Here is a 16,260-nt window from a genome sequence, read left to right on the forward strand (position 1 = left end):
CAGGCACCTCGGTGTATCAACGCAACCGAGTTGAGGCTATCGCAGGCAAGCCAGCTCCCACATTTGACCTCCGTGAGCAATAAGGCCGGTGTCATAACTCGTTCATCCCGTCATGCTTAAGTTTCCCTTTTGCTGCTCGAGAGGGAACCCGCATGAGCCACTTCAATCTCGGCCGCCGCCGCGTGATGCAAGCCGTCGGCGCAGGCCTGTTGCTGCCGGGCCTCGCGCCTGCGGTGATCGCCTCGGTCAAGGATCGCCCGCAACTCACCGACGGCGTGCAGTCCGGCGACCTGCTGGGCGACCGCGCGATGATCTGGAGCCGCAGCGACCGCCCGGCCCGGATGGTGGTGGAGTGGGACACCCGTAGCGTATTCAGCAACCCGCGCAAATTCGTCTCGCCCCTGGCCGACAGCCGCACCGATTTCACCGCCCGTGTCGAACTCACCGGCCTGCCCGTCGACCAGGCGATTTTCTACCGTGTGCACTTTGAGGATGCCCAGACCGGCGTGGCCAGCGAGCCCTGGTTCGGTCACCTGCGCAGCGTGCCGCAGCAGCGCCGGGATATCCGCTTTGTGTGGAGCGGCGACACCGTCGGCCAGGGCTTCGGCATCAACCCGGACATCGGCGGCATGCGCATCTACGAAGCCATGCGCCTGCGCCTGCCGGACTTCTTCATTCACAGCGGCGACACCATCTACGCCGACGGCCCGGTGCCCGCGCAACTGACCACCGAGGACGGACGCATCTGGCGCAACATCACCACCGAAGCCAAAAGCAAAGTCGCTGAAACCCTGAATGAATACCGGGGCAACTACCGCTACAACCTGATGGACGAGAACGTACGTCGCTTCAACGCCGAAGTGCCGCAGATCTGGCAGTGGGACGACCACGAGGTGATCAACAACTGGTCGCCGAGCAAGCAACTGGATGAACGCTACAAGACTCGCGACATCAATACCCTGGTAGGCCGTGCGCGCCAGGCCTGGCTGGAATATTCACCGATGCGCCGGCAAAGCGCCGACCAGGGCGGGCGGATTTATCGCAAGCTCAGCTACGGCCCGTTGCTGGATGTGTTTGTGCTGGACATGCGCAGCTATCGCGGGCCGAACGATGACAACCTTGGCGGTGAAAAACCGTTCCTTGGGCGTGAGCAACTGGACTGGCTCAAGCGCGAATTGAAGGCCTCCCAGGCGCAGTGGAAAGTCATCGCCGCCGACATGCCCATTGGCCTGGGCGTGCCCGACGGTGAGGTCAGCCCCGGCGTGCCGCGTTGGGAAGCGATCGCCAACGGCGACCCGGGCCCGGCCCAGGGGCGCGAGTTGGAAATTGCCGAATTGCTCGCGTTTCTGCGGGCGCAGCAGGTGCGTAATCACGTGTGGCTGACGGCGGATGTGCATTACTGCGCGGCCCATCATTACCATCCGGATCGGGCGGCGTTTCAGGATTTTGAGCCGTTCTGGGAGTTTGTCGCCGGGCCGTTGAATGCCGGGAGTTTCGGGCCTAATCCGCTGGATAAAACCTTTGGCCCGGAAGTGGTGTTCGAGAAGGCGCCGACGGTGCAGAACAGCTCGCCGTTTGCCGGGTTCCAGTTTTTTGGCGAGGTGCAGATTGACGGGCAGACGGCGGAGCTGACGGTGATTTTGCGGGACCTGGATGGGGTTTCGGTGTTTGAACAGAAGCTGGCGCCAGTGTGATTGCAATGCAATCTACCTACTGAAGAAGAGCCAATGTGGGAGCGGGCTTGCTCGCGAAGGCGGTGTGTCAGTCAACAGATGTATGGACTGATCCACTGCCTTCGCGAGCAAGCCCGCTCCCACATTTTGATCGGTGTATCTTCAGGGGGTCAGTAAACATCCCGGCGGTAGCGGCCCTGCTCGATCAAGCGTTCGACGGCTTCGCTGCCCAGCACATCGTGCAGCACCTGATCCACACCCGCCGCCATCCCCTGCAAACTGCCGCAGACGTAAATCGCGGCGCCATCGGCCACCCATTTACGCAGCACATCCGCTGATTCGCGCAGGCGATCCTGCACGTAGATTTTCTCTGCCTGGTCCCGGGAAAAGGCCAGGTCCAGTAGCGCCAGGTCACCGCTGGCCAGCCAGCCTTGCAGCTCGTCCTGGCAGTGGTAGTCATGGGCGATATTGCGTTCGCCAAACAGCAGCCAGTTGCGCTGCTGGCCGTCGGCAACCCGCGCCTTGAGCAGGCTGCGCAACCCGGCAAGGCCGGTGCCGTTGCCCAGCAGGATCATCGGGAGCGGCTCGGTCGGCAGATGGAAACCACTGTTGCGCCGCACTCGCAGGCTGATGGTCGAACCCAGCGGTGCATGTTCGGTCAACCAGCCGGAACCCACGCCCACGCTGCCATCGGGGTGACGCTCCTGGCGCACGATCAGCTCCAGCACACCGTCGCTGGCAATCGAGGCGATGGAGTATTCGCGCATGCCCAGCGGCACCAGTGCATTGACCAGCGCCTGGGCATGCAGGCCCACCAGGTGTGCGCGATTGTCCGGCAGTTGGCGGCCGGCCAGGGCCTGGTCGAGGGTGTGTGCAAGGCCGTCGACTACCACACCTTCGCTGCCGGCCAGTCCCAGGCCTTCCAGGAAGTGTTCGATGGCCCATGGGCAATTGCGTGGCAGCACTTCCACCAGGTCGCCGGCCAGCCAGTCCCGGGGGGCTGGCGGGGTGAGCCCGAGCAAATAGACGCCGGAGCCACTGCTGTGCGGGTTGAGCAGGGTGCGTTGCTTCAGGGTCCAGTTTTCATAGGTCGCGCTGGCCCATGCCGCAGCGGGTGCATGGCCGGTCAGTTGGCCCAGTTGTTGTTGCCAGTGCAGCAACGCATCGGTGTCGCCGCTGTCGACTTCCACCGGGGCGAACAGCGGGTTGCCGCCCTGGTTGGTCAGCCAGAAATGCAGGCGCCGGGCGAAGCCGCAGAAGTGTTGGTACTGGCGATCACCCAGGGCCAACACCGAGTAGTTCAGGCCCTTGAGGGACAGGTCCTGGCCGAGCACGCTGCGCTCGAAACCGCGGGCGCTGTCCGGTGCCTCGCCGTCGCCGAAGGTGCTGACCACGAACAGCGCATGGCTCGATTGGCGCAAATCCTCTTCGCTGACGCTGCCCAGCGACTGCACGTTCACTGGCACGCCGGCGGCCTGCAACTGCCCGGCGGTCTGCCAGGCCAGTTGCTCGGCAAAGCCGCTCTGGCTGGCAAAGCCGATCAGCCAGGCCGGCGCGTCGCTGTGGTTGCCGGTCAGGCCTTTGCGGGCATCGCGCACCTGGCGTTTCTTGCGGCGGCGGTCCAGGTACAGCAGCCAGCCGGTGATGAAGAACAGCGGCATCAGCAGCGCGCTGAACGTCAGGATGATCCGGCCGGGCAGGCCGAAGTAGCTGCCGGTGTGCAGCGCATAGATACTGGTCAGGATCTGCGCCTTGAAGCTTTTGCCGGCGTAGGTGTCATGGGATTTGACTTCGCCGGTGGCCGGGTCGAGGTTGATCTGGTTCAGCGCGCGATCGTGGGGCGAGGTCTTCAGCAGGTAGTAGACGGTGGCGGGTTGGCCGGCGACCGCGGGCATGCGGATGTTGTAGCCGCTCAAGCCGGGGCCGGCGTTGCTGTAGATGCTGCTCCAGATCGCGGCGTAATTGGCCACCGGCGCGGGCCCTTCGGGGGCCGGGCCGCGCTTGCGTACGCGTTCGTTCTGCGGCGCGTCGGACAGCAGTCTGGTCATGCCGTTGCTGTACCACTCGTAGGACCAGAACAGTCCGGTCAGTGCCGCCAGAAGATAGAACAGCAGGCACCAAGTGCCGAATACCGAGTGCAGGTCCCAGTTGAAACTGCGGCCTTTCTTGCGCCAGTCCACCGCCAGCCATGCACGCCAGCTTGCCACCTGGCGCGGCCAGCGCAGGTACAGGCCCGAAAGGCAGAAGAACACCAGGATCAGCGTGCAGGCGCCGGTGATTTGCCGGCCGGTGTCGCCGATGGCGAGGAAACGGTGCAGTTGCAGCACGAAGCCGAAGAAGTCCTGGCCGACGGCATCGCCCAGGTAATCGCCGGTGTACGGGTCGAAGTAGCGCATCTGCCCGCGGCGTTCACCGGGCGGTGGGGTGAACCAGACCTTGGCTGCGTTGGTGCTGTCGGGCTGCACCGTGAGCATCGACACGACTTTGCCTTCACGGGCTTCCAGCAGGTGCACCAGTTCAGCGGGCGGCAGTACCCCGGCCGGACGCTTTTCCACCGTCAACACCGTCGGGTTCAGCAACTCGATGATTTCATCCTGGAACGACACCGTTGCGCCGGTGATCCCCATCAAGGCCAACACCAGCCCGGCGGTAATGCCGAAGAACCAATGCAACTGGAACAGGGTTTTCTTCAACACGTCGTACGGCCTCGTCATCAGGTTAGGTGTTCACGGCGCGCATTATGCCGCGAGTTGTCGAGAAAGATTCTTTTTTACACGCAAAAACCCCACGCATCCGATGCGTGGGGTTTCGTGCAGTCATTTGTATCGGTTTAGAAATGGAAACTGGTGGTCAGCAGGGCCGTACGACCGGCTGCCTGGTTGGCAAAATGCGAGGCATAGGCCTTGTCGTAGTAGGTCTTGTCGGTGAGGTTCTGCACGTTCAACTGCAGGTCGACGTTCTTGGTCAGCTTGTAGCTGGCCATGGCGTCGTAGCGGGTGTAGGACGGCACGTAGACGGTGTTGCCCGCATCGCCGTAGACCTCGTCGACATAGAACGCGCCGCCGCCGATGGTGAGCTTCGGTGTCACGTCATACGTCGTCCACAGGCTGAAGGTGTTCTTCGGCGTGTTGGGCATCTGGTTGCCTTTGTTCGAGCCGGCACTGACGACACCGTTACGACCGTTCAGGCCCGGGTCCACCAGTTCGCTTTTCAGGTAGCTGTAGCCGGCGAACACTTGCCATTGATCGGTCAGCTTGCCGCTGGCGGAAAGCTCCAGGCCGTCGACGCGGGATTCGCCACCGTTTTCATAGGTCAGCGCGTCCACCAGGATCCGCGTGTTTTTCTTCTCGGTGCGGAACACCGCGGCGGTCAGGGACAGGCGGTCGTGGAACATGTCCCACTTGGTGCCCAGCTCGTAGTTGACGGTCTCTTCCGGTTTCAGGTCGCTGGTGGCGGCGCCGGCAGACAGCGGGTTGCCGTCGGCGCCTTCACCTACCAGGCCGCCGGCCGGTGAGGCTGAGGTGGCGTAAGAGGCATAGATGCTGCCGTTTTCAACCGGCTTCCAGACCAGGCCCGCCTGCCAGTTGAAGAACTGGCTGTCGTTCTTGATCTTGCTGCGGGCCTTGACGGTGGCGGTCGGCACCGCATTGGTGTTGGCCACGGTGTCGAAGGTGTCGTAGCGCAGGCCGACGTTCAGCAGCCATTTCGGGTCCAGCTCGATGGTGTCGAACACATAGGCGGCGCGGCTGGTGGCCTTGGTGTTGGTGCCGTTGTAGTTGCGCGCAATGCTGCCGGTCCAGGCATCGTCCGGGTTCGGGTTGCCCAGCGAGGTGCACTGGCCGCCTTTGCCGGGCGCCGGGCAACCGGGGTTGCTGTTCGGGCTGACGGTGTAGCCGCTGTAGCGGGTTTCTTCGCCGGTGAACTCAAGCCCGGTGGAGTAGGTGTTCTTGAAGCCCAGCGCCTGGAAGCTGCCAAACAGATCGGTCTGGTTGGTGGTGGTCTCGGTGGTGGACACGCGGGTGTTCGCGCGGCGCCACACGGTGCCGAACTGGTTGACGTTGTGCTGGCTGTCGTCGGGTTGGGTGACGATATAGTCCTGGCCGGTGTTGCCGTGGCGCAGGGTGTTTTTCAGCGTCATGTTGTCGTTCAGGTCGTGCTCGATGGAGAACGTGCTGATGTCGGCGCGGGTCTTGCGGAAGTCGCGATCCTTGAGGCCGTAGAAGTTGTTGCTGTCGCCGCCGTCGGTTGGCTTGTCATGCACGTGGGCGGCTTTTGCGCCGCTGTTGCTGTAGCCATACGGAATGCCCGAATCCGGCAGGTCGTTGCTTTCCATGTGGTAGTAGCTGAGGTTGACGCGAGTCGGAGTGCCCAGGCCGAAGGTCAGCGACGGGGCCACGCCCCAGCGGTCGTAGTTGACGGCATCACGCCCGGCGACGTTCTGTTCGTGGCTCATCAGGTTCAGGCGGAAGGCCGCGCTGTCGAGGAACTGACGGTTGACGTCGAGCACATAGCGGCGGGTCTGGTCGGAGCCGTAGGTGAAGCCACCGTTGGTGAAGTCCCGCGCCTGTGGCGTCTTGCTCACCAGGTTGAGGCTGCCGCCGGCCGAGCCGCGGCCGCCGAATGACGAGTTGGGGCCTTTGCTGACTTCGATGGATTCGATGTCGAAGATCTCGCGGCTCTGGCCGCCGGTGTCGCGCACGCCGTCGAGGTAGGTATCGCCCTGGGCGTCGAAGCCGCGAATGAACGGACGGTCGCCCTGCGGGTTGCCGCCTTCACCGGCGCCGAAGGTAATCCCTGGCACGGTGCGCAAGGCGTCCTGCAACGAGGTGGCGGCGGTGTCCTTGAGCACTTGCTGCGGCACCACGGTGACCGAGCGCGGAGTATCTACCAGCGGCGCGGTGTACTTCTGCGAGGACGCTTTTTCGACCTGGTAGGACGTGCTGTCCTGTTCCTGGCCGGTGATGCTGGTGGCTCCCAGGGAAATGCTGTTGCGCTCGCCTTTCTGCTCGGTGTCTTCAGCAGCTTGCGCCATTTGGGCGGCAGAGCTGGCGCTGATGGCAACGCCGATGGCCGAGGCCAGCAAACGTGGTGAACTGGCAGGTGTTTTTATCGAAGTGCGCGGCATGAGTGTGTCCTTTCCCCAAGGAGGTGAGGCCGCGGAATATAGGGAGAACAAGACTTCATATCAATTGCGATACATTACTATTCGCACTGAATTTACGTTCTTTACACTTTTTGCTTACGGTTTTGACGATCTCGTTCGTCCTTTGGGCGGGAGTAGGGTTGTACACAGTCAATAAGAATCACTACCATTGGCGTCTCACTGTTTTCAGGTAATGCCTCCATGTTGCTGCACATTCCCGGCCTGTTCTCTCGCGAGGAAGTGCTGCGCATCCGCGAAGCCCTGGCGCACACCGAGTGGGCCGACGGCAAAATCACTGCCGGGCACCAATCGGCCAAGGCCAAACACAACCTGCAACTGCCGGAAGGCCACCCGCTGGCAAAGGAAATCGGCGCGGCGATCCTCGATCGACTGTGGAAAAATCCGCTGTTCATGTCAGCGGCGTTACCGCACAAGGTCTTCCCGCCATTGGTCAACTGTTACACCGCCGGCGGCAGTTTCGACTTCCATATCGACAACGCCGTGCGCCAGTCCAAGGGCAGCCACGAGCGGGTGCGCACTGACCTTTCCTCCACCGTATTTTTCAGCGACCCCGACGACTACGACGGCGGCGAGCTGGAAATCCAGGACACCTTCGGCCTGCAGCGGGTCAAGTTGCCGGCGGGCGACATGGTGCTGTACCCCGGCTCCAGCCTGCACAAGGTCAACGCCGTGACCCGCGGCGCGCGCTACGCCTCGTTTTTCTGGACCCAAAGCCTGGTGCGCGAGGACAGCCAGCGCACCTTGCTGTTCGAGATGGACGGGGCGATCCAGCAACTGAGCCGCGACGTGCCCGACCACCCCGCGCTGATCCAGCTCACCGGCACCTATCACAACCTGCTGCGCCGCTGGGTTGAGGTCTGACCGTGGGCTTTTTATTGCGCCGTGAAGAAGTACTCAACGTTGAGCAATTGCAGAGCATGCTCGACGACTCCCCGGTGCGCGCCGCCCAGGCGATTTTGATCGCCGCGAAAGAGGGTGTGGTGGATGCCCAGGCGCTGCTCGGGCAAATCCTGCTGGAAGGGCGCGGCATCGAGCGCGATGAAGCACTGGCAATGCGCTGGTTCCGCATCGCCGCCAAGGGCGGGCATTTGATGGCGCGCAATATGCTCGGGCGTTGCCTGGAGCATGGCTGGGGTTGCGAGGCGGATGCCGTGGCGGCGGCCCGGGAATATCGTCGGGCGGCCGAGGCCGGGCTGGATTGGGGTTTGTACAACTACGCCAACCTGCTGGCGACCGGGCGCGGGGTTGCCGAGGATCAAACCCAGGCGCTGGCGTGTTATCGACAGGCGGCGGAACTGGGCCATGCCAAGTCGATGAACCTGCTGGGGCGTTATCTGGAAGAAGGGCAGTACTGCCCGAGGGATCTGGAGGCGGCGGTGGCGTGGTATCGCCAGTCAGCAGAAGGCGGGGATTTTCGCGGGCAGTTCAGTTATGCGGCGGTGTTGGCGGACCGGGGCGAGATAGAAACGGCACTGGAATGGTTGCGCAAGGCACTGGCGGGCGGGAATTTGAAGTTTTTGCGGGTGGCGCACAAGGCGTTGTGTGCCGCCAATGAGCCGCAGATACGGGCAATGGCCGAGATCTATCAAGAGCATGCGATTGAACTTGATCGTTCCCACGCGCTGCGTGGAAATGCCGCCCTGGACGCTCTGCGTCCGCTCTAACGGCGTGACGCAGAGCGTCACCGGATGCGTTCCCACGCAGAGCGTGGGAACGATCAGGGCGTGCGTTTACAGGTAGAACGATTTCAATGGCGGGAAGCCATTGAATTCAACGGCGCTGTAGCTGGTGGTGTACGCGCCGGTGGACAACCAGTACATCCGGTCACCAATCGCCAGGTTCAGCGGCAGGCCGTACTTGTAGTTCTCGTACATGATGTCGGCGCTGTCGCAGGTCGGGCCGGCGATGACCACTTCTTCCATCTCGCCTTTCTTCTCGGTCCAGATCGGGAACTTGATGGCTTCGTCCATGGTTTCGATCAGGCCGGAGAATTTGCCCACGTCGGTGTATACCCAACGCTCGACGGCGGTGCGGGATTTACGCGCAACCAGTACCACTTCGCTGACCAGGATCCCGGCGTTGGCGATCAACGAACGGCCCGGCTCCAGGATGATTTCCGGCAGATCGTCACCGAAGTCTTCCTTGAGGAAGCGGATGATTTCCTCGGCGTAGGTTTCCAGGCTGTTGGTGCGGGTGATGTAGTTGGCCGGGAAGCCGCCGCCCATGTTGATCAGCTTCAGGTGGATGCCGTCTTCTTCCTTCAGGCGCTCGAAGATCACTTTGACCTTGGCAATCGCCGCGTCCCACACGCTGATGTCACGCTGCTGCGAGCCGACGTGGAAGGAGATGCCGTAAGGCACCAGGCCCAGGTCGCGAGCGAGGATCAGCAGGTCCATGGCCATGTCGGTCTGGCAGCCGAATTTGCGCGACAGCGGCCAGTCGGCCGTGGTCGAGCCTTCGGTGAGGATGCGCACATACACTTTCGAACCCGGGGCGGCCTTGGCGATGTTGCGCAGGTCGGCTTCGGAGTCGGTGGAGAACAGGCGCACGCCCTTCTCGTAGAAGTAACGGATGTCCTTGGATTTCTTGATGGTGTTGCCGTAGCTGATACGGTCGGGGCTGACGCCGCGGTCCATGACCTTGTCCAGCTCGTAGATCGACGCGATGTCGAAGCTCGAACCCTTGTCCTTGAGCAGGTCGATGATCTCGACGGCCGGGTTGGCCTTGACGGCGTAATACACCTTGGCGAATTCGAAACCGGCGCGCAGGTCATCGTAGGCCTGGCTGATCATCGCGGTGTCGATCACCACGAACGGGGTTTCCTGGGTGTCGGCGAACGCCTTCATTTTGTCAAAAGTGGCGCGCGCGAAATAGTCTTCGACCTGGATCGACATGCTGGGAACTCCTACTGGCAAACTAGATTGATCAATGGGTGCAAATGAACGTCCTCCGTATCCCCACTTTGGTTCGCCTACTTCCCAAGGCATGTCGCCGAAAGCAAAAAGGCCATGGGATCAACCGCTTCCCTTGGCCTTGCTGTCTCGTCGTCAGTACTTGAGCCGGATGGATCGTTTCCAGCATGGACGTTCGGCGCGAACTTTAGGACGTGAGGGGCTATAGATCAACTAAAAATGTCGCGTTTTTGCACGCGTTCGTCGTGCGGTCGCGTGCAGCTACTTATGTAACCGACCGGTATGACGGATTGATGTTCCCCGGTAGGGGCAATTTGAGGTGTTGCGGGTACAGTGAAGATCCAATGTGGGAGCGGGCTTGCTCGCGAATGCGGTGTATCAGCCAATGCATCCGGTGACTGACACTCCGCCTTCGCGAGCAAGCCCGCTCCCACATTTTGACCGCTGTGTGTCAGGTCAGGCCAGTGCTGTCTCGGCAGGCGACACAATGCTGGTCTTGCCCCCACGGGACTTACCGGAACTCAGATACTCGGCAATCGACTCCTGGGTGACTTCCCCCAGGAACACCCGCTCCGCATCCATCACCGGCAACCACGAGCGGTTGAACTCGTACATGCGCGACAACAGGATGCGCAAATGCTCGTCGTACGCCGCCGTGGCGTTGAATTCCCGCAGGTACTGGCCGCAGGTACCGGTCTGACGATGCAGGTCGCGACGTCGCACATAACCCAGGGCCTTGTTCTCGGCATCGGTGACCACCACGTAGCGACGGTCCAACTCATCCATCTGCTCCAGGGCCTCCGCCACCGGGGTTTCCGGGCTGACCGACGGCGCGTTGTCCGCCGCATCTTCAGCCTTCACCAGCAGCAGGCGCTTGAGGGTGCTGTCCTGGCCAACGAAGTTGCTGACGAATTCGTCGGCAGGGTGGGCCAGCAGGGTGTCCGGGTGGTCGATCTGCAGCAGCTTGCCGGCGCGGAAGATCGCGATCTTGTCACCCAGCTTGATGGCTTCGTCGATGTCGTGGCTGACCATGATCACGGTCTTGTTCAGCGCGCGCTGCATCTCGAAAAACTCGTTCTGGATCATCTCGCGGTTGATCGGGTCGACCGCGCCGAACGGCTCATCCATCAGCAGCAACGGTGCATCCGCCGCCAGGGCGCGGATCACGCCGATCCGCTGCTGCTGGCCGCCGGACAGTTCACGCGGGTAGCGATGCAGGTACTGCTTGGGTTCGAGCTTGATCATGCTCATCAACTCGCGGGCGCGGTCGTGGCATTTCTGCTTGTCCCAGCCCAGCAGCTTGGGCACCACCACGATGTTCTCTTCGATGGTCATGTTCGGGAACAGACCGATCTGCTGGATCACGTAGCCGATGTTGCGACGCAGGGTCACTTCGTCGAGGTCGGTGGTGTCTTCGCCGTTGATCAGGATCTTGCCGGAGGTCGGCTTGATCAGGCGGTTGATCATCTTCAGCGTGGTGCTCTTGCCGCAGCCCGAGGGGCCGAGGAATACGCAAATTTCGCCTTCGTTGACGGTCAGGCTTACGGAATCAACGGCGGTGATGGTCTTGCCGTTGCTTTGGAAGGTCTTGGTCAGGTTTTGAAGTTCGATCATTTGAGCAGTCCTTTTGGAGTCAGCGTGCGTTGCAGCCATTGCAGAAGCAGGTCGGCGAAGATGGCCAGGAGACTGACCAGCACGGCGCCAACGATCAGCATCGACATGTCGCTGCGGCTGATGGAAGCCAGAATAAGTACACCCAGGCCACCGGCGCCGATGGTGGCGGCGATGGTCATCACACCAATGTTCATGACGACGGCGGTGCGCACACCGGCGAGGATCACCGGTACGGCAATCGGCAGCTCGACCATGCGCAAGCGCTGGCCGAAGGTCATGCCGATGCCTTTGGCGGCCTCGCGAATGCCTGGCTCAACGCCGGTGAGGGCGAGGTAGGTGTTACGCATGATGGGCAGCAGGGAATAGAGGAACACGGCGGTGATCGCCGGCATCGGCCCCAGGCCCTGGCCGAATTTGGAGTAGAACGGCAGCAGCAGGCCGAACAAGGCAATCGACGGCACGGTCAGCAACACCGTGGCACTGGCTTGCAATGGGCCGGCGAGCGTCGGGAAGCGGGTCATCAGCACGCCCAGGGGCACGCCGACGACGATTGCGAGGATCACTGCAATGCCGACCAGGGTGATGTGCTGCCAGGTCAGGTGCAGGACTTGGGCCCAATCAAGATGGGAAAAGGCGTTCAGGAATTCCATGTCTTCTCCTCTTAGTTGATCGGATGCTGGCGCAGGAAATCTGCGGCCACGGCGGACGGGCTTTCGTGGTCGACGTCGACCCGCGCGTTCAGCTGGCGCATGGTTTCGTCGTCGAACAGCGCAGCCAGTGGCTTGAGATCAGCGGCCAGTTGCGGATGGGCATCGAGGTAAACCTGACGCACCACCGGCGCGGCGGTGTAGTCCGGGAAGTAGTGCTTGTCGTCTTCCAGCAGCTTCAATTTGAAGGCGTTCAGGCGACCGTCGGTGGTGTAGACCAAGCCGGCAAACACCTGGCCATTACGCAGCGCGGTGTACACCAGGCCGGCGTCCATCTGCCGGGTGTTCTTGCGGGTCAGGTTCATGTCGTACAGCTTGACCATGCCGGCCATGCCGTCGGAACGGTTGGCGAACTCGGTGTCCAGGGCCACCAGGCGGTTTTCCTTGGTTTTCTCGGCCAGTGCCGCGGTCAGGTCGCTGATGCTGTTGATCTGCGGGAATTCCTTGGCCACGTTCTCTGGCAGGGCCAGGGCGTAGGTGTTGCTGAATTTCGACGGGGAGAGCCAGACCAGGCCTTTTTTCGCGTCGAGTTCTTTCACTCGGGCGTAGGACTGTTCGCTGTCGAGCTTCTCGTCGACGTGGTTGTAGGCCACCAGCGACACGCCGGTGTATTCCCAGATCAGGTCCAGTTGCCCGCTTTCCTGGGCACTGCGTGCCAGGTTGCTGCCCAGGCCGCCGGTCACACGGGTGTCGTAACCCTTGGTGCGCAGGTACTGGGAGGTGATTTCGGCGAGCAGGGTCTGTTCAGTGAACACCCGGGCACCGATGCGGATGACCGGTTTTTCAGCGGCTTGCGCAAACCCTGCGAACAGCAGGACGCAGCTCAATATCAATGTCAGTTTTTTCATGTGAATTCCTGTTTCAGGCCCAAGACGGGGCCAAAGCCTTAAGACGGACGCAACCCGCGTTCCAGCCAAAGGCGGCTGGCCATGGTCACCAGACCGTCGAGCAGCAAGGCCAGCAGCGCGGTGCATGCGGCGCCGAGCAGCAGTTGCGGCTGATTGTTCAGGGCGATGCCGGGGAAGATCAGGCTGCCCAGGCTGTTGGCGCCAATCAGGAACGCCAGGGGCGCGGTACCGACGTTGATCGCCAGGGCCACGCGCACACCGCCGATGATGATCGGCACGGCGTTGGGCAATTCCACGCGAAACAGCACCTGGCGCGGCGTCATGCCGATGCCGACGGCGGCTTCTTTCAGGGAACCTTGAACGTTTTTCAGGCCTTCATAGGTGTTGCGCACGATGGGCAGCAACGAGGCGAGGAACAGCGCGAAGATCGCGGGGCCGCTGCCGATGCCAAGGACACCGAGGGCGATGGCCAGTACGGCCAGGGGAGGGACGGTATTGCCGATGTTGAAGATCTGCATGAAGCGTTCTGCGCGCCCGACCATGTTGGGTCGGCTCAGCAGGATACCGGCGGGAATCCCTACGATCAGGGCGGCCAGCATCGAAACAAGGACGAGGATCAAATGAGCTTGCAGGTAAAACAACAAATCGTCGCGGTACAGTTCGATCGTGTTGATGCCGATCCAGTGGACCAGCAGGGCCAGGAGAGCGACGACAACCGCTCCTCCTATCAGCCCTTTGCCATAGCGAATAGCCACAGGCGGACTCCTTTTTTCTTTTGTCGGCGAACACATTTCCGAGCGGCAATGCCATTCCTGGCTGTCGGCGAATGTGGTCGCGAATAGCAGCTCGCCCCTACCGGCAACGCGGTATGCGGTCGAGCCATGAGCGCAGCCTCGTCAGGCTAACTTGCTGATTTTTCAGCCCCTGTTACGAGTGCGATAGCAGGGGAGTGGACGTCTCTACCTTTTAAAAGGTTCCATACTTGGCAGCAATTAGCCACCCCCAATGGGGTGAACGGTGGTCCGTCACCCCGGGTTTGCGCTATACTCGCCGCCCTTTTTTGACTCACCTGCCAGGCGATTTCCCATGACCCACCAGGCCGCCGAAGTCGCGAAACGCCGCACTTTCGCCATTATTTCCCACCCCGATGCCGGTAAAACCACCATCACCGAAAAGCTGTTGCTGATGGGCAAGGCGATCGCGGTGGCCGGCACGGTGAAATCCCGTAAATCCGACCGCCATGCCACCTCCGACTGGATGGAAATGGAAAAGCAGCGTGGTATTTCCATTACCACGTCGGTCATGCAGTTCCCGTATCGCGACCACATGATCAACCTGCTCGATACCCCGGGCCACGAAGACTTCTCCGAAGACACCTACCGCACCCTGACGGCGGTGGACTCGGCGCTGATGGTCCTCGACGGCGGTAAAGGCGTCGAGCCCCGCACCATCGCGCTGATGGACGTGTGCCGCCTGCGGGATACGCCGATTGTCAGCTTTATCAACAAACTCGACCGTGACATCCGCGACCCGATCGAACTGCTGGACGAAATCGAAGCCGTCCTGAAGATCAAGGCTGCGCCGATCACCTGGCCGATTGGTTGCTACCGCGACTTCAAGGGCGTGTACCACCTGGCCGACGACTACATCATTGTGTACACCGCCGGCCACGGCCACGAACGTACCGATGTGAAAATCATCGAGAAGCTCGACTCCGACGAAGCCCGCGCCCACCTGGGTGACGAGTACGACCGGTTTGTCGACCAGCTGGAACTGGTGCAGGGCGCCTGCCACGAGTTCAACCAGCAGGAGTTCCTCGACGGCCAGCTGACGCCGGTGTTCTTCGGTACCGCCCTGGGCAACTTCGGTGTCGATCACGTGCTGGATGCCGTGGTCAATTGGGCCCCCAAGCCGCTGGCCCGGGTTGCCAACGAGCGTACCGTGGAGCCTGTGGAAGAGAAATTCGCCGGCTTCGTGTTCAAGATCCAGGCGAACATGGACCCCAAGCACCGCGACCGTATCGCCTTCATGCGTATCTGCTCCGGCAAATACGAAAAAGGCATGAAGATGCGCCACGTGCGTACCGGCAAGGACGTGCGCATCGGCGACGCCCTGACCTTTTTCTCCTCCGAGCGTGAGCAACTGGAAGAAGCGTATGCCGGCGACATCATCGGCTTGCACAACCACGGCACCATCCAGATCGGTGACACCTTCACCGAAGGCGAAGTGCTGGGCTTCACCGGTATCCCGCACTTCGCCCCGGAACTGTTCCGCCGCGTACGCCTGCGTGACCCGCTGAAATCCAAGCAGCTGCGCCAGGGTTTGCAGCAGTTGGCGGAAGAGGGCGCCACCCAGGTGTTCTTCCCGGAACGCAGCAACGACATCATCCTCGGCGCCGTCGGTGTGCTGCAGTTCGATGTAGTGGCCAGTCGCCTGAAAGAGGAATACAAGGTGGAATGCTCCTACGAGCCGATCACCGTGTACTCCGCGCGCTGGATCGACTGCAGCGATAAGAAGAAGCTGGAAGAGTTCAAGATCAAGGCCGTGGAAAACCTCGCGATCGACGGCGGTGGTCACCTGACCTACCTGGCCCCGACCCGGGTCAACTTGGCGCTGATGGAAGAGCGCTGGCCGGATGTGAAATTCCGCGCGACCCGTGAGCATCATTAAGATCTGAGCGGTACACCAAAAGGCGAAGCTGTCATGGCTTCGCCTTTTTTCATGCCCGAGAAAAGTGAATGGGCGGGTGTTGCATGCTTGCTGAATCGTTTCTCTGTGAGACTTGACAGTATTTCCCTGCCTTGCCTTCGGTCTATAAAGGCGATGCAGCGAGTCCCTTTAAAAGATGAGGTGATGACATGACTGATCCTAAAGCAAACGGTTCTTCAGGTGATATGCACGTTGTTTTAGTGCCTGAGCAAAATATGATGCTGACCCATGATGTCTTGCTTACTGCACTGTCCCGTCTAGTTGCAGTCGCTGGATACCATGGCGGGGTTAATGGGGTATCCATTCACTTTCTTCGAACAGGTCTTTCAGGCATTCAAAAAGGTGATGTTTTCAAAGTCGGTGTTCATGATGGCCTGGAAGTGGCGGCGATTGATTACACGTTCGAAGGTGATAACAGCATCCATGAGGCGGTAGACGGAAAAATTACTGTAGAGGATATCGATCATTCGCTGCCCTCTCTTCGTCTTAGCTTTGAGTTTCACGGCGAATTCAACCACGAAGTTGAAAACTTCCATGGGGCGTGCCGAGTCGAGGGGCTGGACAATTCCGGCTATGAAAAGATCAAGAGCCGATTTTCGAAAGACAGGCGAGAAGCGTAGAAAACCGTTCGCA

Annotated in this window: 12 protein-coding genes; 5 read left to right on the forward strand and 7 right to left on the reverse strand. The window is 61.2% G+C overall.

The window, feature by feature from the left end:
• Positions 1–152 precede the first annotated feature (152 nt).
• Positions 153–1,694 (forward strand): alkaline phosphatase, encoded by a 1,542-nt coding sequence (locus HX786_RS01735; protein ID WP_087694616.1) that lies wholly within the window; start codon positions 153–155, stop codon positions 1,692–1,694.
• Between the two features lie 149 nt (positions 1,695–1,843).
• On the opposite strand, the gene HX786_RS01740 is transcribed toward HX786_RS01735, so the two are convergent.
• Together HX786_RS01740 and HX786_RS01745 are read right to left on the reverse strand one after the other, a co-directional pair.
• Positions 1,844–4,369 carry a sulfite reductase flavoprotein subunit alpha gene (locus HX786_RS01740; protein ID WP_043225863.1) on the reverse strand — a complete coding sequence of 842 codons (2,526 nt, stop codon included), beginning with the start codon at positions 4,367–4,369 and terminating at the stop codon, positions 1,844–1,846.
• 134 nt (positions 4,370–4,503) lie between these two features.
• Complete coding sequence (locus HX786_RS01745) at positions 4,504–6,798, reverse strand: TonB-dependent siderophore receptor (protein ID WP_177116873.1); 2,295 nt, start codon at positions 6,796–6,798, stop codon at positions 4,504–4,506.
• Between the two features lie 219 nt (positions 6,799–7,017).
• Here HX786_RS01745 and HX786_RS01750 point away from each other — a divergent pair, with 219 nt between their 5' ends.
• Positions 7,018–7,698 (forward strand): Fe2+-dependent dioxygenase, encoded by a 681-nt coding sequence (locus HX786_RS01750; protein WP_003215964.1) that lies wholly within the window; start codon positions 7,018–7,020, stop codon positions 7,696–7,698.
• A gap of 2 nt (positions 7,699–7,700) precedes the next feature.
• Positions 7,701–8,501: a tetratricopeptide repeat protein gene (locus HX786_RS01755; RefSeq protein ID WP_102604567.1), complete on the forward strand. Its 801-nt coding sequence runs from the start codon at positions 7,701–7,703 to the stop codon at positions 8,499–8,501.
• 66 nt (positions 8,502–8,567) lie between these two features.
• On the opposite strand, the gene HX786_RS01760 is transcribed toward HX786_RS01755, so the two are convergent.
• From HX786_RS01760 to HX786_RS01780, 5 genes are all read right to left on the reverse strand, one after another.
• Positions 8,568–9,731 carry a type III PLP-dependent enzyme gene (locus HX786_RS01760; protein ID WP_003215969.1) on the reverse strand — a complete coding sequence of 388 codons (1,164 nt, stop codon included), beginning with the start codon at positions 9,729–9,731 and terminating at the stop codon, positions 8,568–8,570.
• A gap of 474 nt (positions 9,732–10,205) precedes the next feature.
• Positions 10,206–11,363 (reverse strand): betaine/proline/choline family ABC transporter ATP-binding protein, encoded by a 1,158-nt coding sequence (locus tag HX786_RS01765; RefSeq protein WP_003215971.1) that lies wholly within the window; start codon positions 11,361–11,363, stop codon positions 10,206–10,208.
• A complete protein-coding gene (locus tag HX786_RS01770) occupies positions 11,360–12,013 on the reverse strand; it encodes an ABC transporter permease (protein WP_003215973.1) in 654 nt (217 codons plus the stop codon). Before HX786_RS01770 ends, HX786_RS01765 begins: the two co-directional genes overlap by 4 nt.
• Before the next feature lie 11 nt (positions 12,014–12,024).
• Entirely contained in the window at positions 12,025–12,918 is an 894-nt protein-coding gene (locus tag HX786_RS01775) for a glycine betaine ABC transporter substrate-binding protein (protein ID WP_003215975.1), read from the reverse strand.
• A gap of 38 nt (positions 12,919–12,956) precedes the next feature.
• Complete coding sequence (locus HX786_RS01780; protein WP_003215977.1) at positions 12,957–13,673, reverse strand: ABC transporter permease; 717 nt, start codon at positions 13,671–13,673, stop codon at positions 12,957–12,959.
• Between the two features lie 331 nt (positions 13,674–14,004).
• On the opposite strand from HX786_RS01780, the gene HX786_RS01785 reads away from it, so the two are divergent.
• Positions 14,005–15,588, forward strand: coding sequence for a peptide chain release factor 3 (locus HX786_RS01785; protein ID WP_003215978.1), 1,584 nt, complete (start codon positions 14,005–14,007; stop codon positions 15,586–15,588).
• A 188-nt stretch (positions 15,589–15,776) separates the two neighbouring features.
• On the forward strand, positions 15,777–16,247 hold the full coding sequence (locus tag HX786_RS01790) for a hypothetical protein (protein ID WP_178911657.1): 471 nt from the start codon (positions 15,777–15,779) through the stop codon (positions 16,245–16,247).
• The last annotated feature ends 13 nt before the right edge of the window (positions 16,248–16,260 follow it).

Origin of the sequence: Pseudomonas sp. 21615526 (genome assembly GCF_013386245.1) — a bacterium.
Classification (GTDB): Bacteria; Pseudomonadota; Gammaproteobacteria; order Pseudomonadales; family Pseudomonadaceae; genus Aquipseudomonas.